The organism is Anabaena sp. UHCC 0187, from assembly GCF_009712035.1.
Taxonomy (GTDB): Bacteria; Cyanobacteriota; Cyanobacteriia; order Cyanobacteriales; family Nostocaceae; genus Dolichospermum.
Map to the genome: position 1 here is coordinate 223,608 of NZ_VILB01000014.1, position 25,213 is coordinate 248,820.

Consider the following 25,213-nt stretch of genomic DNA (forward strand, 5'->3'; position numbering starts at 1 on the left):
AAGGTCGAAAGACATGGAGAATCCTGACACCTAAACTATAAAAGGTACGTCCCATGAATTCCCGCGCACTACTGTTAGTAAATCGTCATGCCCGTCAAGGACAAGAACGTTACCAAGAAGCGATAAATTGTTTAAATGGTCTGGGTTTAGAAATAATTACAGAATCTACAGAAGATCCTACACAATTGGGTGATGTGATTCGCCGTTACCAGCAAGAAATTGATTTGGTGATTGTCGGTGGTGGCGATGGTACTCTTAACGCTGCTGTAGATGCTATAGTTGATACTCAATTACCTTTAGGGATTTTACCATTGGGAACTGCTAATGATTTAGCGAAAACTTTAGGAATTCCCAACTCTTTACCGGAAGCTTGTCAAATTATTGCTTCTGGAAATTTGCGAAGAATTGATTTGGGTTGGGTAAATGATAAGTATTTTTTTAATGTTGCTAGTTTGGGTTTAAGTGTAAATATTACTCAACAATTAACTAAAGAAATTAAACGCCGTTGGGGTATATTTGCTTATGCTGCTATTGCATTTCAAGTAATTTGCAAATCTCGCCCTTTTAGTGCAGAAATTCGCATAAATGACCAATCAATTTTAGTCAAAACTGTGCAAATTGCTGTGGGTAATGGTCGCTATTATGGTGGTGGGATGGCTGTAGTTCATGATGCAGCTATAGACGATCAAAGACTGGATCTTTATAGTTTAGAAATTGATCATTGGTGGCAAATGCTCACCTTTCTTCCGGCTATGCGTCAAGGACGACATATTGATTCGCCGAATGTCCGCGCCCTTGAAGGTCAGGAAATTACAGTATATACTAGAAAACCCCATTCTATTAATACAGATGGAGAAATTACCACCCATACTCCTGCTGTGTTTCGCGTTATTCCTCAAGCGATCGCTGTTTTCGTCCCACAATTATCATCATAACTATGATTTATCTGATTGACATGATTTATTTGATGATATCTGAACTATAGTGATCCGGGTTGATTTCTGAATTCTGCTGTATCTTGATAACCATACAATCATCTTAATCACAAAAATTATCAAAATCATAGTTATGAATTTACAGTTTTCTCAAGAAATTAAATCTCTATTGGAACGCTTAAGTACACAGCCATTAAGCTTAGGTGATATCCTGGCGGAAACTTCCGAACGGGGTTTTAGCTTGGTAATCACATTATTAGTATTACCCTTTTTATTTCCGATGCCACCCGGATTAAGCAGTCCTTTGGGTGGTGCTTGCTTAATATTATCGTTGCAAATGGTTTTAGGCAGAAGAACACCCTGGCTACCAAAAAAAATCGCTAACTATAAATTTCCCAACGCTTTCGCCAAAATTATCTTACAAAATCTGCGTCGGGTAACTAGGATATTGGAGAAAATTGCCCGTCCCCGATTCCAAAAAGTCGCTAATCATCCTTGGATTTGGCGATTTAACGGGTTGTGCATCTCTTGGTTAACAATATTATTGATTTCCCCAATTCCCTTTACCAATCCCATTCCGACTGTGGGGATTTTACTTTTGGCAGTTGCTACCATTGAATCTGATGGATTGCTAATGGGCATTAGCTATATTGCCACCCTCTTGATTACTTTACTATTTGGCTTCATTGGTTATGGGCTATGGTTAGCCCCCAATTTACTGCCCTCTATTTTCAAATAAAACTTTTGACATTCTTAGGGATAAGTTGTTAGAATATAAATCCGAAAAGAAAAAAACCCCCAGCTAAAAGCAGAGGGTTATGTTTTAATTAAGGTGCATCTACTAGTTGAGTATCCACTTCCCCTGCTGCTATATCCGGATAATTTCGGTGAGATTTTAACTTTTTTATTCTCATACTTTTGAGACAGTATATTTTATTACAAACTATAAAAAACTTAATATCCAATATCTAGATCCCCGACTTCTTCGAGAAGTCGGGGATCTGATGATTTAACTTTCCTCTCGTAAATTATACCAGCTATACCAATGTAATACAGCTAACCATGCTGCTGATAGTAAACCGGCAATACTCAAAGTTAAACCTGTAAAGGGAATTAATAACCCAAACACAGGTAAGATAACTCCAGCGATAGTACAAATAATTGCTGCTAGAGAATGATGACGATTTGCACCTAAACCATAGATTAAAGCTAGGAAAATTAATGCAATCATTAACCAAGCTAATTCAGCATTAATTACCCGTGTCATGTAAGTTAAAGTTAGTAAACAAGCAAAGAAAATTCCCCCGGCAATAGTAACATCTTTTAAAGTTATAGGTAGAGATAAATACAGAAGTAATATCCACCATAAAAATAAAGCTGGTGCTAACAATAATAACCGGGGAATAATCCCAGTCTTATCAATGGGTTTAGTGCTAGTAAAGACACCAAAAGGATTTTTAACAGCAACGTTTTCTGCAAATGTCCAAGTAAATTGGGTGCTGTTACCATCAGATTTAATATCATTAGGAATAATCCCACTGGCAAAATCAGCATTACTAAAATTAGCAATGGCCACAAGCCGAAATTGAGAAAGTAATTGATTGCTGGAACTATAAACCCAGCGTGGTCCACCGTCGGCTTGATAGGTAACTTTAAAAGTAGTTTCTGTCCCCGGTTCTAAGCGGAAGGGAAAACTATAATTATCGTTATTTGTTTGTTTTAATTTTGTACCATCACGTTCTACTTTATAACTACGCAGGATTAAAGAACCATTAGGTGGTGGTACTTCCAAGAAAAAACTATTAATATTACTCAGTTCGTTAATAACCTTGTAATTAGCTGTATAGTCTGTCTGATAAATAGAACTGCGATTTTGAACATCTACACTTTGATCAATTTTAACTTGAATTTGTGAACTTGCTAAAGTTAGGTAACGAGTAACTTTTTGTTTATCATTGACTTTAACTATTTTGCCGTTAACTTGGGTGGTATAAACATAAGGTTCTTCGGTGATATAACGAACTTGGGGAGCAATTTGTTCCAGTTTATCCCCTGCGACACTAGCAGCAACTTGTGCCACTTTTGCTTGTTCCCAATAATGGTAACGATTGCTTAAGGTTGAACATAGAAAAAATCCTGTTACTAACAAAATTAAGATTAAAGCTAAATGCTGTAATCCTTGCAATAATTGAGTATACCGAATTGACCATGGACCAAAAAAAACTGCTTGTTCTGTGGGATATCTTCGCAAAGAAAAACTAATTAAGGCAATTGCAATCCCCAAGGCTATAATTATAAATACTAATAACAGTGAACCTTGAAGTAATTGAGTACCAAATTGTAGTAATTCTTGGGGATGTGTTAAATCAGGTAAACCGGGAATACCTTTAGCGTCAACAGACATAAATAGATATTTGGGTAATTTTTACACTCTGACAGATGTAATACCACAAAAGTTGCTAGTAATATAGTTTATTCTAGTCATGGGTAATTGATAATTGTCAATTCTCAATTCCCTGTTCCCTATTTCCGAAAATAATCAAAAAATATGGCGATCGCTATTGATTTTGGCACAAGTAACACAGTTATCACTCGTTGGAATTCTGTGACTCAGCAAGCAGAAACTCTGAATCTCCCCGGTTTATCAACGCAACAATTTCTCAACCCTCCACTGATTCCCAGCCTAGTTTATGTAGAAAATGCCAGCTTTGGTAAAATTATAGCTGGACAACAGGTGCGTGATCGCGGTTTGGATCTAAAAACTGATACCAGATTTTTCCGCAGTTTTAAACGGGGAATTGGTGCAGATATCCAGGGTTTTTTACCGGAACTTGATGGACAAAATATTACTTTTGAACAAGTAGGAAAATGGTTTTTAACCAAAGTAATTGAAGAATTAGCACCCCTAGAAGGTGGAATAGATTGCTTAGTTTTAACCGCACCAGTAGACAGCTTTGAAGCCTATCGTTACTGGTTAGGGAAAGTTTGTCAATCACTACCCGTCGAACAGGTGCGGATGTTAGACGAACCCACTGCTGCGGCTTTGGGTTATGGTTTAACAGATCAAGGAACTTTGTTAGTTGTTGACTTTGGTGGTGGAACTTTAGATTTATCTTTAGTAAGTTTAGATCAAGGAACACAAGCCAAAACCAAACCTCTAGGATTTCTCCTCAAATGGGGTGATAAAACTTTAGGTGAAAGTTCTAAACAAAAGACTAAAACAGCCCGTGTATTAGCCAAAGCAGGGCAAAACCTGGGCGGAACTGATATTGATAATTGGATAGTAGATTATTTTGCTAAAACCCAGGGATTACCAGTTAGTTCTCTGACAACCAGACTAGCGGAACGGGTAAAAATTCAGTTATCTACCCACGATAAAGCTAGTGAAGTTTATTTTAATGATCAAACTTTTGAAAGTTATGAAATGGATCTTGATCGTTACACCTTTGAAAATATTCTCAAGGAAAACGGATTTTTTGATAAACTGCATGATGTCATGATGACGCTGTTACAACAAGCGCGACGCTATGGCATAGAAATTGATGATATTAATGCAGTATTATTAGTGGGGGGAACGGTGCAATTGCCAGTAGTGCAAGCATGGATAGAACAATATTTTGAACCCGAAAAAATCCGTCGTCAACTGCCTTTTGAAGCCATCGCGCAAGGGGCGTTACAAATAACTCAAGGGATAGAAATTAAAGACTATCTTTATCATAGCTATGGTGTGCGTTATTGGGATCGCCGTAATCAACGTCATAGTTGGCATCCTATCATTAAAACCGGACAACCTTACCCCATGACTCAACCTGTAGAATTAGTTTTGGGTGCTTCTGTGGAAAATCAACCCAGCATTGAGTTAATTATTGGGGAATTGGGCGCAGAAACGGGAGGAACAGAGGTATACTTCGATGGCGACCGTTTAATTACTCGTCAGCTTGATAGTCGCGCAACTACCGTTAAACCGCTTAATGATACAGCAAGTGCAAGTAAAATTGCTAAACTGAAACCCCCAGGTTTTCCAGGAAGCGATCGCATTAAAATCTATTTTCAAGTTGATGAACAACGGTTTTTAAGAATTACTGTTGAAGATTTATTAACAAATAACACCTTGGTAGAAAATCAACTTGTGGCACAATTGAGTTAAGCGTTTCGATTCATATTAGCAAACCCAATATGATCAAGACTTGCATAGAAGTTAATTCGGGTTTGCTGAAAAATTTTGTTAGTGATAGCGTAGCATGACCTAAGCCATAGAGTCGGAGTCAGGAGTAAAACCCTGTTGTGGTCGGAGTTTCATTATCAATTGATGTCCTAATCCATTTCTTTATTAAAGATGCAATTTATTTGTTGTTGTAGAGATGTTCCATGGAAGGTCTCTACTTTTCGTCTTTAACCTAGGAGAATAATTTTTTTAGCAAAAACTATCATCAAGCTTTTAACTGTATAGATCAGAAAAAATCAGTAGTCTTACCTAAGTACAAATTTGCTTACTTAGGGACTACCCCAAAATAAAAAATCCCATCAAAGCTTGTAACTACTCACGGGTAAAAACTGTAATTCTGACCATTTACCTACAGCCCACTTTTTGAATGCAAATCCTGACTATGAATGGCTTTTACCTCTCAGAGTTAGAGGTTTTTTCTTTCCCTTTTCTCTTTCCCCTTTCTTCCTTAACCAACAAATATTGTGACCAATGGTATAGGACTTTTTCTAGCTATGGCAACTACCAACTTACTGACAACATCCTCTATAGACTGGATATTTGGCAGTAATCACACTGGAAATACTTAAAATTAAATCCAGTTTAATTACAGTTGTGTGAATATAAGAAAGTTTTTTATATTGAATGCATAGAGAGATTTCGCACCTCCTACTTTCACAATTCGGTTTTCTTCAAAATTGAGTTTGTAATCTATATATTCATACAAGATTACATAAATTAGCTATCACCATCGCTAATTTCTCAAACTTTCAAAACTCGTATTATGACACTTGAGAGGATGTTTGCAAAATCCTCGAAAGTATAAATTTGCAATTCTTACTTTATCAATTAAATTACTGAGGGCATTATCATGATCCGTTTAAAACTCAACAAAGTTACCACATTAATCGCTATCTGTGGTGTAATTGCTTCCACCGGTTCTATCTTTGCAGGTAAAGCTAATGCTACCCCTACAACAGCTAATTCTACTGCTGGTTTTACTGGGACTGTAGATCCATCCTGTGCCGTCGCAACAGCTTTCACCAGTGCTACAGCTAACGCCTACACTAAAACTGCCTATGCAGGATCTGGTGCTGGTGGTACTCTACAACTTAGTGCAAGTGATACCGCCGCATTTAACTGCAACAGTGATACAGTTGGCGTATCAGCAGTTGTAACCGCAACCCCACCTACTGCGCCAACCAACGCAACTCTTCTTGCAGGGGTGCATACTACTACACTTTCCAGTGATACTGCAAATACTGCTGCAACTGGGACTGGTACTACTACTGTAGCTCCCACAGGTTGGAAAACAGATACCCAAGGTAACATTGCCATTACAGTTCAGTCTACTTGGGACCCAACCGCTACTGGACAAGAATTGTTAGATGGGACTTATACTGCTGTTGCTGTTGTTACTGTGACACCTAACTAGTAGGAGACTTTCAAATAAAAAAATATTCCAAAATTTCTTGTGATGCAGATATCTTGCCTGCTAATAATAGAAGGACGGGCATCCTGCTCGTCCTGCAAGATTGGATTACTTTTTTTTTGAATTTCTCTAGAGACAAGAACTCCCTCTATCGCTCTTTTTATTTTTATGTAATGTAAGTTCCTCATTAATAACTCAGAATGGTATTATTGTGGAGAAAGTCTAAATCTTTCTATTACCAGATGCAAAGATTTAGACTTTTGTACGTAAAGATAATCATTTTTTTTTGCTCGATTTTACTTAACTTCAACTCATAAACTGTAAATTTTGCTCAAAATCAAAGTAACATATAGTGAAAATATCAACCAACTTTGTCAAACTCTTTTTAAACTATCAGTAGTGCTACTTCCTATAGTGAGTGACTAGAAAAAAGACAGATGAAAAAACTAATTTTAGTAGCTTTAACAATCATATCTAGTCTCAATCCTACTGAGGTATTAGCACAGTTAAGTCTAACCTGCCCTACTCAGGGTAGCTTGACATTAACCAATCCATATAATCTTGCTACTACACAACCTGCCCAGTGTAATTTTGTAGTTGATAATACTGTTTCTAATATTGATGTTACCATCACCCTATCTGAACCAACTTTAAATCAACAGGCAACTACTGGGAAAATAGATCCTGCTGGTACAAGTAGAACCGCACAATTAACCTATACGAATAACAGTAGTAGTAAGACCATTCATCAAAATTCTAGTACAACTGATACCTTTTCAGGTTCAAGTAGCACTCCTATGGCAGTAAGTATCCAAATCCAAAGACCACAGAAATTTTTTGCTGGCTTTTATACTTATGAACTCATGATCAATATCACTTCACCTTGAATTTTTACGAAGGAGTAAATAATGCTGAAATTAAAATTTATAAAAAAAAGTATTTTTGCGATGACGAGTATTGGGTTTTGTGGATTATTACTATTCCATAAACCAGCAAATGCTCAAGTAAATGTATCTCCCCTAGTTATCTCTACACAAACAAAACAAGGAACAGCTACAGGCTTTATTACCCTAATGAATGCAGGAAATGAAGCAGTAAAAATGAATTTATATGCTTTACCATTTACGTATAATTTAAATGGTTTCCAAGTTTTAGAATCTAGCCCCAATGATTTATCACCCTATCTCATTTTTTCTCCTTCAGAAGTAGTTTTAGAGCCAAAACAAACCCGTAGAGTCAGATTGTTAGCTCGTCTCTTGCCCAGTATGAAATCAGGGGAATATCGAGCCGTCATTTTTTCTGAACCTTTTAAGCCAAAAAATACAAGTGGTTTGACTGTAAATACTCGACTGGGAACAGTGGTTTATGTTCGTCATGGTGAAATTCGAGAAAGTTTAATCCCCAAGGAAACTAACTATGATATCAAAAACAAAAAACTCTATTTGTTAGTTAAAAATGAAGGAAATGTTACTATTCGTTCTCAAGGTAGATGGGAATTAAAACAAGCCGGAAAACCAGGGTTTCAAGGGGAAATTTCTAAGATTACCATTATTGCAGAAGGAACAAGAAATGTTCCCATCACTATTAAAAAAGACCAAACAAAAGAGTTAATACCAGCGGGGAATTATCAGCTTACAGGAGAATTGTCTTGGGGAGATCCCCTGAATCCGACAAAAGTACCTTTTAGTTTACCAGTTACTATTCCATAAAGATGAAACTCGTACCTGTCAAATATGCAGGGCTTAAATTTGTAGGCTTAATTGTAGCAAACTCTAGCATTATCGGTGGGATGATGTCAATTTTTCTCATATATCCACCCGTGAATGCTCAGGAGTTTAGAAATGTATATTTAACTGACAATTCTACTGTTTTAGAACCTAATCAAGCTCCTGCTGCTAGTAAAACACCATTATCAGGAAAATTTACGATTCTCCCGCTGGGAATTAATGTCGGTGGGAATAATGTAATTCCTTCCGTCACAGTTAAGGGTTTAGAGAATGGCAAAGAAGCCATTGATTTTAATCACTGGCTAGTTCCTTTTGCTGATGTCATTAAAGCCTTAAAATTCAACGTCACCAAAAAAGATGATGGTCAATTAGAATTACGTTCTGTTGGTTTAATCATAAAATTTGATTCAAATATACTGATTAATGACCCTGATATCGGTCAAGCTATTTCTGTAGAACAAATTAGAAATATTTTAAAAATTCCTGCTGAATTTAGTATAGCAGAATATGCTCTTGTTTTAACTCCATCTTGGTTAACAAAAAGTCTTAATGATAGACGATACCAGGAAAAAGAACAACCAGTAATCTTGGCAGGATTACCTCAAATCAATCCTCCTTTTTTGAGCTTGACTGGTATTTCTCAACGAACAAATTTGAGTCAAACTCAGGGAACAAATTTTAGTAATAATAATTTAAATTACAACTCAGAATTTAAAACATTAGGAAGTTTTGTTGGGGGAAGCTTATTTTCAAGAATTCAACAACTTAATAGTAATGTAGGCAGCAACTGGCAAATAAACGAACTGCAATATTTTCATCCTAGTCCTTATACAGACTATATTATCGGCACTCAAGCACCTTTTTGGGGACGATTTGATCGCAATCAAAGTGAGTATTTTGGTGCTACAATAATTCAACGCTTAGGCTACACTCCTGCAAATAATCCTAGTTTTTCCTATGGAGGTGTTAATCCTCTAGAAAAACTTAATACTAATCAAGTTCTGCGAACCATAGCCGGAAAAGCTGCCCCTGGAACTTTAGTACAATTAGTTACTCAAAATGGTAATGTGATAGTTGGGGAACAACTTGTAGATAATTCAGCAAAATACCGCTTTGAAAATGTGGTGACAGCTAGTAATTCTTTTACAGGTAATGCAGAAAGTCAGAATTATAAACTTCTGCTTTATCCAGGAGGAAATTTGAGTGGTAAACCAGAAGAAATTCCTCTAAATTATCGCAATTTACAAGGTCAAATCAATAAAGGAAAATCAGCTTTCGTTATCAGCGCAGGGACACAAAGAAATCCCACAAATCAAAGTTTTTTCGGGAATCTTGGTGATTTTCAAGGTGGAGCTACTTATTATTTTGGACTTACTGATGAAATTACTTTAGGTACTGGGGTAGTTTATGATGGTTCGACTAAACCATACAGCGAAATATTGTATCAACCAGTGAATTCTCCTCTAACTTTTAAAGTTGGGGCATTAACTGGTAATCAAATTAGTTTTAACGCAGATATTAGCTACAGAACCAATAATTTTAGCTTAGGTTTTGGCGGTGATGAAAAATCTTATAATTCAAATTTATATTGGGCTTTAAGCCGAAAAATTAGTTTATTTTCTAACTGGTATTCTGGTGGGACAAATAATCGCTTAGAAACAGGTTTTAACTTAAACTTACAACCAGTTTTTCTGAGTTTGAGTTATGATTATAAAAATAATATCAATGGTGCGTTAAATGCTCGTTTCGATCCTTTTCTGATCGGCATTCGTAAATATAACCAAAATATTTCTTCTGAATTAATCTATAATCTTTCTGGCAATCGGCTTTTTAGCTCTACAGGCAATGCAATTCGCCTAAAATATGATACTGATGATAAAAACTATTTAGGCAGCCTGAATTTGATTTATCGAACTCCTTGGAAGAACAAAGATGGTCGGAGTTTATTAGACTTAGAATTTGGTTATGGTAGTGGTTCTCAAGGGAATGGGATAATCACATCTGCTTCTACAACTCTAGTTCCTGGTTTAGGATTAAGATTAACTTATAGTGAAGTCAGTTTAAGTAATAATAATTCTTCTTTAAGTCTCAATTTATTTACCAGTTTGTTATTACAACCTAGTATGAATTTCAGCAGTGACGAGACAAAATTAGAAAAATTACGCACTCAAGGGGGAATCTTTCTCCAACCCTTTCTGGATAAAAATAATAATGGTCGTCATGATCATGGAGAAGATTTTTATACTGAAGATATAGAATCACTATTCTTAATTAATAATCAACCTCTGAATAGATTAGGTGTCTCTCGTCCAAAAATTGTTACCAAAGGGGCATTATTTGAAGTTCCACCAGGTAATTATCGTTTAGATATAGATCCAGCGGGTTTTCCTCTTGGTTGGAAAGCTATCCAACCAGCCTATGCAGTTAAAGTTTCTCCTGGAACTTATACGACTGTTTCAATACCTCTGATTCCATCGTATGTTGTGACAGGAAGAGTGATAGATAAAGAAGGAAAACCGATAACAGGAGTTAGTGTAGAATTTGTTTCTCGTAGTCATCCAGAAAAACGAGTTACTTCAGTAACTAACAGCGCTGGAATTTACTATTTAGAAGATTTAAATATAGATATATATAATGTATTTATTGATAGCAAACTAGCCCAACCAAATACCTTAGAAATTAATACAAATTCCCAGACCTTCTTAGAATTAAATTTACAGCCATAACATCAAAATGAGGTGCAGAATCTTAGCTTATAAAGGATAAAGGTTCAGAAAAAATTTTGGCTCTCCTAGACTAGTTATAGAAAAATAATACTTGATATCAGGTTAAATCCTTACGTCATAGAGGATTCAAGAATTAGAAAGCATATTTTTATTAAATCTTTGATTCTATTTTAGCGAAACCTAGTTATATCAGGTGTTTTAGGTATTTTTTAGTATTAATTTATCAAACGAAGTCTAGGAGAGCCAAAATCTTTACCCTTTATCCAACTCTGAGAAGATATAGCGTTTTCTAATCTAACGAGGCACAAAATTATCTGCGTTCATTTGCGTTTATCTGCGTTCAATTCTTACTGCTTGTACCTCACTTGAATGGTAATTGCTATATCTATTATCTCCCTAATAATTGCTGCGGTTTTTTAGTATCTATGGGGATAGGTTTGAAAGGCTTGAATGTTCCTATTTTTAGCCTTGTGCTTGGTTTATTATTAATTTTTTTCTGCTTATTTTTACAGTTGAAATAACATTGCTAAACTTGCCTATTTCTGAATCACCACAGTTGTTCCTACCTCAGCCCAATTAAATACCCATTTAGCATGATCAGGGGCAAGATTCACACAGCCATGACTTACAGGTGTACCAAATCGTTTATGCCAATATGCTCCATGAATAGCATATCCGCCTTGATAATACATAGTGTGAGGAACATTGGCAACATCATATCCCGTACCCCTCATCCTGGTTTTTTTCAACTTAGTTTGAATCTTAAAAGTACCAACAAGAGTAGGTGTAGATTTTTTTCCCGAAGAGATAGTAATAGCATAAACAGGTTTATTTCCTTCCCAAGCAATTAGATTTTGCTTGGAGAGATCAATTTGAATCCAACGTTGATCGGACTTTTTTAGTGTTTGAATAGCTGTGGCAATTTTTTGCGGTGGGGAATTTGCCCAGACTTCACCAGCAATAGGATTAAGCATAGTAGCAGAAGCTACTGTACCCGCCAGTAACATTTTTAAGGGATGTACCCAGTGAGAATAAATTAGGCTTTTCATGGTAAATACACTGATTGGTGATTGGTAATTGAGAAGAAAATTTCTGATTCGACCTATTCCCCCTTACCTAAATACTAATGTAACCTCTGCATGAGAGTTTTTGCTTGCCCTGTGATTGCTGGCCAATTTTCCTCTAACACTGATTTTTGGGGGAATAATTCCCCACTTAACCCCACAGCTACTGCACCAACTTGTAAAAAATCTTGAGCATTTTCCAGTGTCACCCCACCAGTAGGTATTAAGGGAATATGCCCAAGGGGTGCTTGTAAACTTTTGATATAGCTAGTTCCTCCCACTGCTTGCACAGGAAACACCTTGACGCAAGTTGCACCATAATTCCAAGCGGTAATAATTTCTGTGGGTGTCAATGCACCGGGAATCATCGGGATATTTTTGGTGACTGCGGCTTTAATCATTTCTGAGTCAGTGTGGGGACTGAAGAGAAATTGCGCCCCACAAGCGATCGCATCTTGTAACTGTTGGACATTAAATAACGTTCCCGTACCAATCATACAGTTAGGTAATTGGGCGCGGAGTTGGGAAATTAATTCGGGTGCGCGATCGCTATTCCAGGTAATTTCTATTAACTGCATCCCCCCAGATGCTACAGCTATTGCCATTTGTTCACCCCATACCATCTTCGGGGCGCGAATAACAGCGATCGCTCGCTGTATTTTTAACTGTGATAACCAAACTTGATTAGGCATTAGCAGTAAGTAAAAGTCTCGTAAATGGTAGGATGACTAAAGATAAATATGTTTAATTAACAATGAATCGAATTTTTTGGATTACTGCTTTAATTGCTTTTATTAACTCCCTAAGTTTTACAATTTTAATTCCCATTATTTATCTTTATGGTAAACAATTTGGTTTAAACGATTTTCAAACCAGTTTATTATTTTCCACCTACTCTATCGCTCAGTTTTTCGCCACTCCAGTTATTGGTAAACTCTCCGATAGATTTGGGCGGAAACCATTATTAATCATCAGTTTAGCGGGAACAGTAATTGCTAATACTCTAGCGGGAACTGCCACAACCGCAACTTTACTATTTCTAGCCAGATTTTTAGATGGTATCACAGGTGGAAACGCTTCCGTTGCCCAAGCTGTTATTTCTGATGTCACCGATCAAAAAAATCGCGCCCAGGGATTTGGGATTTATGGTGCAGCAATGGGATTAGGCTTTATCCTCGGTCCAGCAATTAGTTTAGTAGCCCAACAAGTATCCTTGGGAACAGCATTTTTAGTTTCCGGTGTAGTTGCCTTGATAGCGATGTTAATGACAATTTTCTTATTACCAGAAACTCTTCAAAACAAATCTGCTAAATCTACGAATATCTTTGATTTAGGGTTAGATAATTTAATTAAAGGGTTTGCCATGCCAGGAATTGGCATTTTACTATTAATTAACTTTTGTACAGGGACAACATTTACCATGTTTACCTATGCTTTTCAACCCTATTTTATTAAGGTTTTAGATCAGAATAATAAATCTTTAACCCTTTTGTTTCTAGCTTTTGGGACATTAGCGGTAATTATGCAAACTTGGGGAGTATCTGTTCTCCGTCGTAAATTTAATGTTGTCAAAATCTTATTTTTAGGTTTATTTGTTCGCAGTTTATCATTTGTGTTAATGCCTGTTTATCCTAGTATTACCTATTTTGTCATAGTTAGTTTATTATTTGCTCTATTTAATGCTTTAGTCCAACCCATGATTAGTACATTAATTTCCCTGAATGCTCAACCACAAGATCAGGGAACTGCATTAGGATTAAACGCATCTTATTTAAGTATTTCTAATGGGATTGGTCCGGTGATTGCTGGCATGATAGTTCAACAATCCCAACCTATCACCTATGGCTATCCTTTATATCTAGCAGGAGTTTTGACATTTTTGGTTTTAGCCTTAGCCATAGCTACGCGCAAAAAATATAGCCCTGGTATTTAATGGGTGAATTTACAGCAATTTCATTAATCAAATGCACCATTTGATGGAAATTTTTCATAAACTTAACTAAATTTAAAATTTATCCATATTTTTGCAGACAATTATGGAATAGAGCTTTTCACCCCTTTTATTAAAAAAAATATCATTTACCGCAACTTGTCAATAATGCTACTTTCGTGTAATATAATTGATGGGTTGTAAAAATATTTTTTGCAAAAATTTTCCCAATCATCAATTCAACATTCAGACAATAACTACATCAGGCGAAAATATGTTGTTTTTTTTCAATTTGATTGATTATTTATTAGGCGCAGTAGCTATAACATCAGTTATTATTATTTTTGTTGATTCTAGTAATCAACAATATGTAACTGCTGCTGCTGTTGCTTTAACTGTTGCCATTGGGTTGTTTCTTTTTAATAGACAATCGGTAAATAATGCTAAAAAAGAAACACAAAGAATTGAACTTTCCAAAAAAGCTGAACTCTATACCTCTTTATTAAGTAATGGTACTACATTGGACTATAATACAATTTTGCCAGCACGAGCTAAAGCTTTAGAATATTGTCAAGAGTTGATTAACGATTATAAAAGTTCTAGGAATCTGGCTAGAAATCTTTATTATGTTCTGCAAATTTCTACCGTTATCTTTTCAGGTATCACACCGATTTTAGTGCTTGTGGATAAATTGGAAGCAGGACAAGCCTGGTTAAAATGGCTGCCTGTAATTTGTCCAGCTATTGCTTCCATTGTTGCTAGTATAGTGACATCCTTTCCTTTTCAAAAAAACTCGATGGCTGCTAACACAGTTGTTGAATTGTTAGAAGCGGAACAAGAAAAGTTTATTTTGGGAATTAGCCCTGCCTATCGTTGTTATGATATTCCAGAGGAAGCTAAACAGCAACAGAAAGTAAGTCAGGCAATAGAACAATTTATTAACCAAGTAAATAATATTCACCTGCAACAAGTCCAACAAAATACAGATTCAGATCAGGAAAACAAAGAAAAACAAGAGTCACCAAAACCTGAAGAGTCAACTACAGAACAAAAAGTAACCCCATAGTTTTGGCATAATCTCAACTTTTGGGAGTAGGGACTAACTGGGCGTAGTCCCTGCGCCTCGACGAAAGTTCCAAATGATAAAAATGTCAGGGATAACTGACATTACGGTTTATCGCAAAAAAATAGTTAGAATAGATTAGAGACTCTCTTTTGGAGAGTTAACCTACCAGTGATTTGATTAACTGCAACTTTGTATGAATTTAAATAGCCAGTCTGCCAATTCTTCCGATACATATTCCCAACGTTTGGCAGACATTGTGGGAACAGTGATCGCGCTTATCACCCTCACTTTACCGGTATTTATCATTGCCCACTATTCTTCACCCAATGTTGAAAACAATCAGCCATCCTTAACCTATAACCTATACATTCATGGAGATTAAGTGTAAAAATCATACGCATAATCATTGACAATACTGACTCCTGGCAAGTAACAAAATTTAACAAAGTTTAAATAATTTTGATAGTCAAAGCCCAAAAAGATTTGACTCCATAGCAAAAAGCAATAACCAGGGGTATGGGGTTTTCATGAGAAAGCCCTTTTCTTTTTTTTTGACTATGATTTAGGTGACAATTCACCAGCAGTTGACAAGGAATCTTGGAGAAGAGATCCACAATGCCCTAAAATCTTACACTGGGAGCGAAAATGTTTGCTGCCGCTTATTCACTTTTAGTAGAGGAGTTTTGTTGTGGATTTATCTCTGATTCCTGCCCAACCTAAACCGGGTGTGATTAATGTCCTAATCGAAATTGCTGGTGGGAGTAAAAATAAATACGAATATGATAAGGATTTACAAGCATTTGCGCTAGATCGTGTCCTCTATTCTTCCGTCAAGTATCCTTATGACTATGGTTTTATCCCTAATACCTTAGCTGATGATGGCGATCCATTAGATGGTATGGTAATAATGGATGAACCAACCTTTCCCGGTTGCGTTATTGCGGCTAGACCAGTTGGTTATTTGGAAATGATTGATGGTGGAGATCGGGATGAAAAAATTCTTTGTGTTCCCGATAAAGATCCACGCTATGCTCATGTAAAGTCCCTCAAAGACATATCCCCACACCGATTAGAGGAAATTGCCGAATTTTTCCGCAGTTATAAAAATTTGGAAAAAAAGGTGACAAACATTCTTGGTTGGCAGGATGTGGATCAGGTAGCCCCTTTAGTAGAAAAATTCATCCAAGCGGCTAAAGCTAAAGCATAATAGATCATGGGTAGTGGTAATATCAATTACTCATTACCCACTAAATCAATAATTGTGGAACAATCAGTAACAAACTACTGATCTAATTCTCAAAACTCTCGCTGGTTGCGAAAAAAAATTTAAAACAAAATGCAGCGCACTCTCTTATTGGCAAAAATTCATAACTGTACGCTCACAGCGGCAAACATCAATTATGTGGGTAGTATCAGCATTGACGAGATTCTCTTGAAACAAGCTGGTATAGTTCCTTATGAGCAAGTACAAGTAGTGAACATTGCCAATGGTGAGCGTTTCATTACTTATGCCATACCTGCTCTAGCTAATTCAGGAGCTATTGAATTGAATGGAGCAGCAGCACGGTTAGGCATAATTGGCGATCGCTTGATTATAATGACTTACGGGCAGTTTACTATAGAAGAGTTAAAATGTTACTCTCCTACCGTTGTAATTGTGGATGAAAAAAACCAGTTGTTAGAAGTCCGACACTATGATGATCTGCTTAGTAAGCTCTAATTTTCAAGAAAATGTCAAATTTTGAGTTGTCCGATTCTCAAATCTACGTTTCTGAACAACTAAGTCCCATCCTTGCTAATCAATCTGAGCCATTTCAGGTGCGATTCTGGGGTGTACGTGGTTTAATTCCTACTCCTAGCGCCCATAACACCCGCTATGGTGGTAATACTGCCTGTGTGGAGATGGATGTGGCTGGAAACCGCTTAATTTTTGATGGAGGGACGGGGTTACGCATTCTCGGTGGCAATTGGCAAGAATTAGAAAAATCTCTAGAAGCTCATTTATTTTTCACTAATTCCCAATCCAATCGCATCCAGGGCTTTCCTTTTTTCGCACCAGCTTTTATTGCAGGCAATTGTTTTCATATTTATGGAACAGCGGCTTCCAATGGGGCATCAATTAAGCAATGTCTGTGTGATCAAATGCTCCAGCCTCATTTTCCGTATCCCTTACAAGTGATGCGGTCAACATTAGAATTTTATAATCTGACTCCAGGAAAGTTAGTTGAGTTAAATGATATCAAGATTACAACCGGATTAATTAATAAAAATCAGCGTTCCATTGGCTATCGTGTCAGTTGGGGGAAGTACAACGTAGCCTATGCTACGGAGTTGCATAAAATTGTTGATTTAGAAGATCAAACACAGATTCTGCAAATTATTCAAGATGCGGATTTATGGATTACTAATGCCATTTATACTCCGCCAACAGGTCATAAACATGAAACCACTGAATCATTTTGGCAACCAGTCATAGATATGGCTCAAAAAGCGGGAGTAAAACGCTTAGTCATCTCCCATCATCATCCCGATGATCATGATGATTTTCTTGACTCTGTTCAAACGGAAATTCAGTCAGTATTCCCTAAAGCATTACTAGCTCGTGAAGGACTGGTTTTAAATATTAATTGATTAAGTTGCTCAAAAATCAAATAAAGTTCTATATCAACCTGCTCAATTTAATTGAGTAGAAAATTAATTTGTTTAAGTTTAGCAGCTACTATGCCACTGCTAATTAACTCCGCTGCTTTGTCTATACCAGCTTGCATATCTGGACATATCCCACTGCGCCAGAGGTAAAAACCACCATTCCAAAGGGCTGTTTGCATCATTTCGCTGGCTTTTCCCGTCAAAACCCCTTGCATATCCTTGATGAGTTCTTCTGTAGTCGTCAGAGGGACGTTTTTAGTTGTAAAACCATATTCACGAGGTGCAAGTTGTAGCCGTGCTAGTTCTTGTGGACTTGATGAAGATAAGCCGATAATGGCTGTGCGGTCGCGGGGTAAATCACAACTACCTTCCAAACCCTTGACAAAGGTATATTTAGTCACGCCACGCAACCCCAACGCTACCTGAAACATTCCTTCTGTAGGAGGATGAACAAAACCGGCAATAATGTGAGCATTACCAGCGTAGGGACACCAAATTAATTCCATTGTCGCTAATGGTGGACGTTTTCCCAATTGTTCACGGTACTCCCACAAAATTTGATTTAAAGGAAAATGCTGGGGTGTATAAATAAAACCAATTCCTGTTTCCTCAAAAACCTCCTGGATTTGTTCCAGTGGTAAACCAGTCCAATCTATGCCTAAACCTTGCCAAATCTCGATTAAAGGTAAACCATATTTGGTGGGTAAGCGATTTCCCCCGTGCATAATTACAGGTTGTCCCGCAGCAGCCAATAATAAAGCCGTAATCACATTAATGGGTGCGGTGCGAGTTCTGCCATCATAGGGTATACCTAAAACGATCACAGGTTGTGGGATTGGTGGCAATTTGGGACCGAGTTCATAGTAAGCATCTAACATCCCTGCTAACTCTTCCCCAGTGGGACGTTTAATGCGGTGAGCAATTAAAAATGCGCCAATTTGGGCAGGTGTCGCTTCAGCCAATAACATCATTTTTGTCGCAGTAGCCGCTTCAGCGCGAGTTAAATTTTCTGATGTATGACTTCCGCTACCTACTTTTTGGATAAATTCTCTAAATTTATTAGTCATTCCTGGTTATTGAGAATAGGAGTATTTATTGGCTGTACAGAATGCCATTTACCAAATATTAACGCGGCAATGGCAATAAATCCTTTTCCTACACTCATTCCTTCGGCAAAAAATCTTAAAATAATATTTTATGTAATATTTTCTAATTGGAGACATATCATTTTTTTGTCAGAATCAGGATATCCAGGATTTAAGGATATACAGGATGTTGGTTTGCGTTAAGGTTTTTTAGATGTAAAGATTTTTGTGATGTACTAGAAACTTTTTTAGCATTGTATGGTAACATCAAATTAAATGCAAATTTAGCGTAAATTAGTTATTATGATTAATTTAAGTCGAGATATTCAGTCACTTTCAACTTTTAAACGCAATACTAATGAACTGATTAACCAGATGAAAGAAACTGGAAACCCTATGGTTTTAACAGTTAATGGTAAAGCAGAATTAGTAGTACAAGATGCTGCTGCTTATCAAAAATTACTCGATACTTTGGAAAAGTTAGAAACTCTCATTGGTATCAAAAAAGGATTAGAAGATATAGCAACAGGTAATACACAATCTCTAAATAATTTTATTGAAGAAATGCAGCAAAAATATGGAATTTCAGGTTAAATTAACTGGTAATGCCAAACTAGAAATAGAAGCTGTATATCTTTGGCTAAAAGAATATAATTCTGATTATGCAGATCAATGGTTTAGGGATTTAATGAATACTATTGCTACTTTGCAAGATAAACCTAAACGGTGTGCTTTTGCTAGAGAAAATGATGATTGTCCTCAAGAAATAAGACAATTTTTATATGGGAAAGGAAGAAATAAATATCGTGTAATTTTTACCATTGAAGAGGATATTGTTTATATTCTTTATGTCCGTCATAGCGCACAATCTTCAATAATATTCAATCCTCTTGATTTTGAGGAATAGTGTAGATAATGCACGACAGCTTAACACACCCTAGAATCTAATTTGTCTGATAGCGAAGCGTGGCGTAGCCATATCAGGATATCCAGGATTTGAGGATTTACAGGATTTTGATTTTATTTGTGGTGTACTAATATTTTAATTTGTCTGATAGCGAAGCGTGGCGCAAGCCATATCAGGATGTCCAGGATTATAGGATTTTCAGGATGTTTTTTGGTGATCGTGTGTAGGTATTTTGGGATTTTCAAGATGTTTTTTGATGATTGTCTTTAAATAATTATAAAAAATCTAAAAATTACCATCCTGTACATCCTTTAATCCTGGTTATCCTGATTCGGACAAATACAACTTTCATCACCAACAAACAATCTAAAAATTACCATCCTGTAAATCCTTTAATCCTGGATATCCTGATTCTGACAAATACAACTTTTATCACCAACAAACAATCTAAGAATTACCATCCTGTTCATCCTTTAATCCTGGTTATCCTGATTCTGACTTAATAATTTGCTGTAACCCTTAAATGTTACAGTTTACAAGTCTCGACGCGAGAGAAGAGAGCATTCTACATACCAAGACTCTTCTTCAATATACTCCCCCATTTGCCACCGCATCTCCCCTGGAAGGTGTCCTTCTGGTGCTTTTATATCAAAATTAATATCTTCATAGTCCAACTCTATACCTCCTTTTCTCCATCCTATCTTGTCTATGAACTTATCGAAAATTTTCTTATCATATTCTCTCGTTCCCCCTAAACTTTGATAAATCTTTTTCTGTACAGAGAACCCAAATTTACCATCACTATATTTTACCCACAATTGGTCAATAGTACAGAGATCCTCACAGGGAAAATTATCAATATCTTCTACTCTTAACCAATATTCTTCTTCCCGTTTTGCAACTTCTAACATTACCTGTGCTGTTTCCTCATCCGCATCTTTCCAATTCCCAGCTTTGAGTAAGTCCCGCAGTTTACTATAATCCATCCCTACGGCTGATTTTAATTCTACCTTATTACCATTATTCCTACTACTTAAACCAGGAAATAAACCCACCCATTCCTGCATACTTTGGGGACGGTTTTTAGGTTCTAATTCTAAACCTTTAATAATCGCTTGATTTAACCTATCACTAATCCTTGAATTAATCCTTTTTGGTTCTATTAACTCATTATTTAACATCTTCCTTGCTAAAGAAGGTCTGGGAGTATCTCCAGTCACCAAATAAAATAAAGAAGCAGCTAAAGTATAAACATCAATACTTGCTGATTTTTCCGTTTCTAGCATTTGTTCCCAAGGTGCAAAAGCTAGATTAGCAGCTTGGTTAATGCTTTGACTATTGACATTTCCCGCTAAACCAAAATCTATTAAAATTACAGTATTGCTATGTTCTCTTAAAATCATATTACCAGGATGTGCGTCCCGGTGAATAATGCCATTTTGATGACAGAGAGATAAAGCATCAGCAATTTGTTTAATATAATCAATAGCAATTTTTTCCGATAAAATGCCCTTATCTTGGATTAAATGATATAAATTTTCACCCTTGACAAAATCCATGACTAAACATGGTAAATTATCCTCTTCAAAAAAGTCTATAATTCTGACAATGTTGGGATGATAATTTTGAGAAATTTTGGCTAATGTTCTTCCTTCCTTGCGAAAACCTTCCACATATTTAGGATAATTAGCATCTCTACACAACCGACTATTAGGAGTTTTAATAACAACAGGAAAATTCAATTCTTGATGTCTAGCTTTATAAGTAATTCCAAAACCTCCTTCTCCAATTACTTTTTCTATAATATATTGGGGACGTTGTTTTAATGCTTTTCTTGGTTGCAGCATAGACAGAGAGATGATTGAGTATATCCGTGATTATAACATTTCCTAGTTTAATCAAGTACAAAATTAGCATTTATTATCTGTGTTCATCTGCGTTTATCTGCGTTCAATTAATTATCCTGAAAATCCTTTAATCCTGAAAATCCTGATTCAGACAATTCAAATTCCCAACTTCTTGTAAAAATATTGTCATTTATTTTATCCTATATAAAGCATCTCAAAAACAAGTTCCATGCCCAAACGCCTCCTAGTTGTTGAATCACCCGGAAAAGTCAAAAAACTGAGTCAAATTCTCGGTGCAGATTGGATTGTCCGCGCTAGTTGTGGACATATCCGCGAACTTAGTAACGAGGGTGATGATTCACTGGGATTTACAATGGAGGGTAATACTGTTCGCTGCAATTATATCCCCCGTGACCAACGCGCAAAAGAAACGATTCAACAGTTAAAAGCCGCTGTTAGGCAAGTTGATGAAGTTGTTTTAGCTACAGACCCAGACAGAGAGGGAGAAACTATTGCTTGGCATCTTAAAGAAACGTTAGGATTAAGAGACCCCAAACGAGTAGTTTATACAGAGATTACACCATCAGCGGTACGAAATGCGATCGCCCACCCCCGAAAACTTGACACTAATCTCATCGGTGCCGGATTATGTCGAGATTGCCTTGATAAGTTGGTAGGTTATAAAGGTAGTCCCTTAGTTTGGGCATTAAATAACGGGGCAAAAAGTGTAGGTAGAGTTCAAAGTGCCACATTGCATCTAATATGTCAGAGAGAAAGAGAAATTCTGGCTTTTGTCCCCCAAGATTATTGGAGTGTGTGGGTAGATTATCAAGAAGGATTTAGGGCTTTTTACAAAGGTACGGCAAATACTGACAAAGAAACATCAGAACCAGAAACAGAAACTCACGATGATGCAGCTAGTAACAACCCAGAAAAACCCGAATCTAAGCGCGTTCTTTCGGAAGCAGAAGCAAACAGATTAGTTGAAGAAGCAAAACGTCATCCTCATCAAATTATTCACCTAGAAGGGAAACTCGTTTATCGTCAACCCCCTCCACCATTTACCACTTCTACCCTCCAACAAGCTGCCGGTTCAAAGTTGAAATTTTCCCCTGATAAAACCATGCAGGTGGCACAAAAACTATATGAGGCAGGATTAATTACATATATGCGAACTGATTCAGTGATGTTAAGTCCTGAATTTTGTGCTAGTGCGCGTCAATGGTTGGAACAAAATGACCCCCAGAATGTCCCCCAGCAAGTAGCCAAGCAGCGCAGTAGTAAAACGGCTCAGGAAGCACACGAAGCCATTCGTCCTACAGATGTGTTTCGTCCTTCCGTGCAATTGCGGGCAGAATTACCTGAAGATGAGTTTAACCTATATGTGATGATTTGGAAAAGAGCGATCGCTTCCCAATGTCGTCCTGCACAACTTCGCAAAACTCTGGTAATTACGAAATCAGGTAATATCTTATGGCAAGCTAGAGGGCAGGTAATTGAATTTTACGGTTATGCAAAATATTGGCTGAATCTGAGCAAAGATGCCGTTTTACCTTTATTGCAACAGGGACAAATACTAACTTTAGAAAAAGCCGGACATGACCAGAAACAAACCCAACCACCGCCCAGATATAGTGAGCCAAAACTTGTACAATTAATGGAACGTAAAGGAATTGGTCGTCCTAGTACCTATGCTCCGACAATTGCCACTTTAAAGAAACGCAATTATGTAGAATTAAAAAAAGACAATCTTCAACCTACAGCTTTGGGTTTAGAAGTAGATGAATTTTTACAAAAGGCTTTACCAGATTTATTAGAAGCGGAATTTACTGCGAAAATGGAGGACGCGCTAGATGCAATTTCCGAAGGAAAAAACTCTTGGCAACATTACCTAACTAATTGGAATCAAACTTATTTTGTTCCGGCACTTTCTAAAGCTAAAACGGTGGTAGCTAATTCATCAACTACAGGTAAAAATAATAATTTTCTTGAAAGAAAATATGAAACATCTAAAACTCGTTGTCCTGAATGTAAGGAGTGTTTAGCCAAAATTCCCAGCAGTAAAGTTAAAAAGAAATACTTTCTTAAATGTGTAAGTGGCTGTGAAAACATTGTCCTATTTTGGAGTGATTTTAATAAAAAGTGGGAAGCACCGAAAACTAAAACATCTTCAGATGAAAACGCTCCCAAACCTGCAAAAAAAATCACTGCATACCCTTGTCCAGTATGTCAGAAACCTTTAGAAGAATACAGTTATATTAAAGACGGACAAAACAAAACTATGCTGCGGTGTTCCGGTCAAGAATCATGGAAAGATAAGAAACATAAAGACGTAGCTTATTTTCATACAGCAAAAGGGTGGTGGAGTCCTAAATTTGGGAATTTAAATAATATCGTATCCGGACAAACATGAATCAACCCATTAGCCATAGCAATCCTAAACAAAATATAAACACCTCCTTATTCTCTTCCTCTGCGCCCTCTGCGCCTCTGCGGTTAGTTTAAAAAACGGCATATCTGCGAAAATTAAATATGCTTTATTTTGAACTTTGAATTGCCGGAATATTATCCTTAACAAGTTGCCAAAAATGCTGAATTGGGGGAATCTGAAGACGATCTTGAGTAGTTACCATAACTACCCGACGAGTCAGACTAGAATCATCAGATATACCACTATTAGCTAGAGAACGAACTGCAAGAGTAGGATCATATCTAGCTTCTATTAATGCTGACTGGGGAAGTAAAGCAATGAGTTGTCCTTGACGAACTACTCCCCGAAAAGCATCTAAAGTATTTACTTCCAAAGCTGCGTAAAGTTTGACTTGCATCTGTTCAAATCTATCTTGAATCAGACGCTGCATCCCATAACCATCTTTAAATACTACTTGGGGATAACGAATTAACTCTAACCAAGGAATAGACTCATATTCAGCCAAGGGGTGATTTGCTGCGGTTAAGACTTCTATGGGTTCTTCGTATAGCATTTCTACAGCCATTTCCTTACCCGTGATTAAAAAGCGATTGTGCATGACAATTGCTAAGTCTACTAAACCATCTTTAAGGACCTTAAGAGAGCGATCGCTTCCTAATGATGTTACCCTTAATTGTACATGAGGATAATCATGACAAAACTTTTGTAACACTGGTGGTAAGTAAGAAGCGCAGACAGAATGAATTGCGGCAATACATAGTTCTGGCTGCTTTCCCGTAACTAAATCCGTTAATTCTTGTGTAGCGGATTCCCATTCTTGGCAAATTTTGCGGACACGGGGAAGTAAACATTCACCCCCTAAAGTCAATTTGGCATGGCTACTGCGATGAAACAGTTCTACCCCTAAATCTGCTTCTAGTGCCTGAATTTGTCTACTAATAGTTGATTGAGTCACACCACATTGTTTTGCAGCTTGTTGAAAACTGCCAGTTTGAGTGATCGCCAAAAAGGCTTGCAACTGCTCTAGACGCATTTTGATCTAGCCTGATGATAAATTTAGAACTTTAATTAATTTAACGGTTTCTCTGTATAATTTTAATTTAATTTAATTTCTTATCCAGATATTTAATTTACATCATCACATTAGCATAAATACTTGTTAACACTGATAATAAAAACCGAAGCAGTAAAACGCAACTTAAATCCTATG

General features: G+C 36.7%; 22 protein-coding genes. 16 read left to right on the forward strand and 6 right to left on the reverse strand.

Going from position 1 to position 25,213, the window contains the following annotated elements; genetic code table 11:
* Positions 1-53 precede the first annotated feature (53 nt).
* Together FJR11_RS17525 and FJR11_RS17530 are read left to right on the forward strand one after the other, a co-directional pair.
* A complete protein-coding gene (locus tag FJR11_RS17525; protein WP_168505953.1) occupies positions 54-935 on the forward strand; it encodes a lipid kinase in 882 nt (293 codons plus the stop codon).
* Between the two features lie 133 nt (positions 936-1,068).
* Complete coding sequence (locus FJR11_RS17530) at positions 1,069-1,674, forward strand: exopolysaccharide biosynthesis protein (protein WP_168505955.1); 606 nt, start codon at positions 1,069-1,071, stop codon at positions 1,672-1,674.
* Between the two features lie 270 nt (positions 1,675-1,944).
* On the opposite strand, the gene FJR11_RS17535 is transcribed toward FJR11_RS17530, so the two are convergent.
* Complete coding sequence (locus FJR11_RS17535) at positions 1,945-3,339, reverse strand: UbiA family prenyltransferase (protein WP_168505957.1); 1,395 nt, start codon at positions 3,337-3,339, stop codon at positions 1,945-1,947.
* A 144-nt stretch (positions 3,340-3,483) separates the two neighbouring features.
* Here FJR11_RS17535 and FJR11_RS17540 point away from each other — a divergent pair, with 144 nt between their 5' ends.
* The 5 genes from FJR11_RS17540 (at position 3,484) to FJR11_RS17560 (ending at position 11,024) form a co-directional block, all read left to right on the forward strand.
* On the forward strand, positions 3,484-5,082 hold the full coding sequence (locus tag FJR11_RS17540) for an Hsp70 family protein (RefSeq protein ID WP_168505960.1): 1,599 nt from the start codon (positions 3,484-3,486) through the stop codon (positions 5,080-5,082).
* Between the two features lie 928 nt (positions 5,083-6,010).
* Entirely contained in the window at positions 6,011-6,574 is a 564-nt protein-coding gene (locus FJR11_RS17545) for a hypothetical protein (RefSeq protein WP_168505962.1), read from the forward strand.
* A gap of 434 nt (positions 6,575-7,008) precedes the next feature.
* Complete coding sequence (locus tag FJR11_RS17550; RefSeq protein ID WP_168505964.1) at positions 7,009-7,458, forward strand: hypothetical protein; 450 nt, start codon at positions 7,009-7,011, stop codon at positions 7,456-7,458.
* A gap of 21 nt (positions 7,459-7,479) precedes the next feature.
* Entirely contained in the window at positions 7,480-8,280 is an 801-nt protein-coding gene (locus tag FJR11_RS17555) for a hypothetical protein (protein ID WP_168505966.1), read from the forward strand.
* 2 nt (positions 8,281-8,282) lie between these two features.
* Positions 8,283-11,024 (forward strand): carboxypeptidase-like regulatory domain-containing protein, encoded by a 2,742-nt coding sequence (locus FJR11_RS17560; protein WP_168505968.1) that lies wholly within the window; start codon positions 8,283-8,285, stop codon positions 11,022-11,024.
* Positions 11,025-11,560: 536 nt separating this feature from the next.
* Here the strand turns inward: FJR11_RS17560 and FJR11_RS17565 are convergent.
* On the reverse strand, positions 11,561-12,073 hold the full coding sequence (locus tag FJR11_RS17565; RefSeq protein ID WP_168505969.1) for a L,D-transpeptidase: 513 nt from the start codon (positions 12,071-12,073) through the stop codon (positions 11,561-11,563).
* A 74-nt stretch (positions 12,074-12,147) separates the two neighbouring features.
* The gene (locus FJR11_RS17570; protein WP_168505972.1) at positions 12,148-12,780 is read right to left on the reverse strand and encodes a bifunctional 4-hydroxy-2-oxoglutarate aldolase/2-dehydro-3-deoxy-phosphogluconate aldolase; all 633 of its coding nucleotides are present in this window, start codon (positions 12,778-12,780) and stop codon (positions 12,148-12,150) included.
* Positions 12,781-12,842: 62 nt separating this feature from the next.
* On the opposite strand from FJR11_RS17570, the gene FJR11_RS17575 reads away from it, so the two are divergent.
* From FJR11_RS17575 to FJR11_RS17600, 6 genes are all read left to right on the forward strand, one after another.
* On the forward strand, positions 12,843-14,021 hold the full coding sequence (locus FJR11_RS17575) for an MFS transporter (protein WP_168505974.1): 1,179 nt from the start codon (positions 12,843-12,845) through the stop codon (positions 14,019-14,021).
* A gap of 271 nt (positions 14,022-14,292) precedes the next feature.
* Entirely contained in the window at positions 14,293-15,084 is a 792-nt protein-coding gene (locus tag FJR11_RS17580; RefSeq protein ID WP_168505976.1) for a DUF4231 domain-containing protein, read from the forward strand.
* A gap of 193 nt (positions 15,085-15,277) precedes the next feature.
* Positions 15,278-15,466, forward strand: coding sequence for a hypothetical protein (locus FJR11_RS17585; protein WP_168505978.1), 189 nt, complete (start codon positions 15,278-15,280; stop codon positions 15,464-15,466).
* A 306-nt stretch (positions 15,467-15,772) separates the two neighbouring features.
* Positions 15,773-16,291 (forward strand): inorganic diphosphatase, encoded by a 519-nt coding sequence (locus FJR11_RS17590; protein ID WP_168505980.1) that lies wholly within the window; start codon positions 15,773-15,775, stop codon positions 16,289-16,291.
* Positions 16,292-16,420: 129 nt separating this feature from the next.
* The gene (gene panD / locus FJR11_RS17595) at positions 16,421-16,804 is read left to right on the forward strand and encodes an aspartate 1-decarboxylase (RefSeq protein WP_168505982.1); all 384 of its coding nucleotides are present in this window, start codon (positions 16,421-16,423) and stop codon (positions 16,802-16,804) included.
* A gap of 11 nt (positions 16,805-16,815) precedes the next feature.
* Positions 16,816-17,715, forward strand: a complete 900-nt coding sequence (locus FJR11_RS17600) for an MBL fold metallo-hydrolase (RefSeq protein ID WP_168505984.1) — start codon at positions 16,816-16,818, stop codon at positions 17,713-17,715.
* A gap of 47 nt (positions 17,716-17,762) precedes the next feature.
* On the opposite strand, the gene FJR11_RS17605 is transcribed toward FJR11_RS17600, so the two are convergent.
* Complete coding sequence (locus FJR11_RS17605) at positions 17,763-18,800, reverse strand: anthranilate phosphoribosyltransferase family protein (RefSeq protein ID WP_168505986.1); 1,038 nt, start codon at positions 18,798-18,800, stop codon at positions 17,763-17,765.
* A gap of 321 nt (positions 18,801-19,121) precedes the next feature.
* On the opposite strand from FJR11_RS17605, the gene FJR11_RS17610 reads away from it, so the two are divergent.
* Together FJR11_RS17610 and FJR11_RS17615 are read left to right on the forward strand one after the other, a co-directional pair.
* Positions 19,122-19,412, forward strand: coding sequence for a type II toxin-antitoxin system Phd/YefM family antitoxin (locus FJR11_RS17610; RefSeq protein ID WP_168505988.1), 291 nt, complete (start codon positions 19,122-19,124; stop codon positions 19,410-19,412).
* On the forward strand, positions 19,396-19,725 hold the full coding sequence (locus tag FJR11_RS17615; protein WP_168505990.1) for a type II toxin-antitoxin system RelE/ParE family toxin: 330 nt from the start codon (positions 19,396-19,398) through the stop codon (positions 19,723-19,725). Before FJR11_RS17610 ends, FJR11_RS17615 begins: the two co-directional genes overlap by 17 nt.
* 533 nt (positions 19,726-20,258) lie before the next feature.
* Here the strand turns inward: FJR11_RS17615 and FJR11_RS17620 are convergent.
* On the reverse strand, positions 20,259-21,572 hold the full coding sequence (locus FJR11_RS17620) for a serine/threonine-protein kinase (protein WP_217358242.1): 1,314 nt from the start codon (positions 21,570-21,572) through the stop codon (positions 20,259-20,261).
* 229 nt (positions 21,573-21,801) lie between these two features.
* Here FJR11_RS17620 and topA point away from each other — a divergent pair, with 229 nt between their 5' ends.
* Entirely contained in the window at positions 21,802-23,985 is a 2,184-nt protein-coding gene (gene topA / locus FJR11_RS17625) for a type I DNA topoisomerase (protein ID WP_168505992.1), read from the forward strand.
* A gap of 124 nt (positions 23,986-24,109) precedes the next feature.
* Here the strand turns inward: topA and FJR11_RS17630 are convergent, their stop codons facing one another.
* The gene (locus FJR11_RS17630; protein WP_168505994.1) at positions 24,110-25,036 is read right to left on the reverse strand and encodes a LysR family transcriptional regulator; all 927 of its coding nucleotides are present in this window, start codon (positions 25,034-25,036) and stop codon (positions 24,110-24,112) included.
* Between the last annotated feature and the right edge of the window lie 177 nt (positions 25,037-25,213).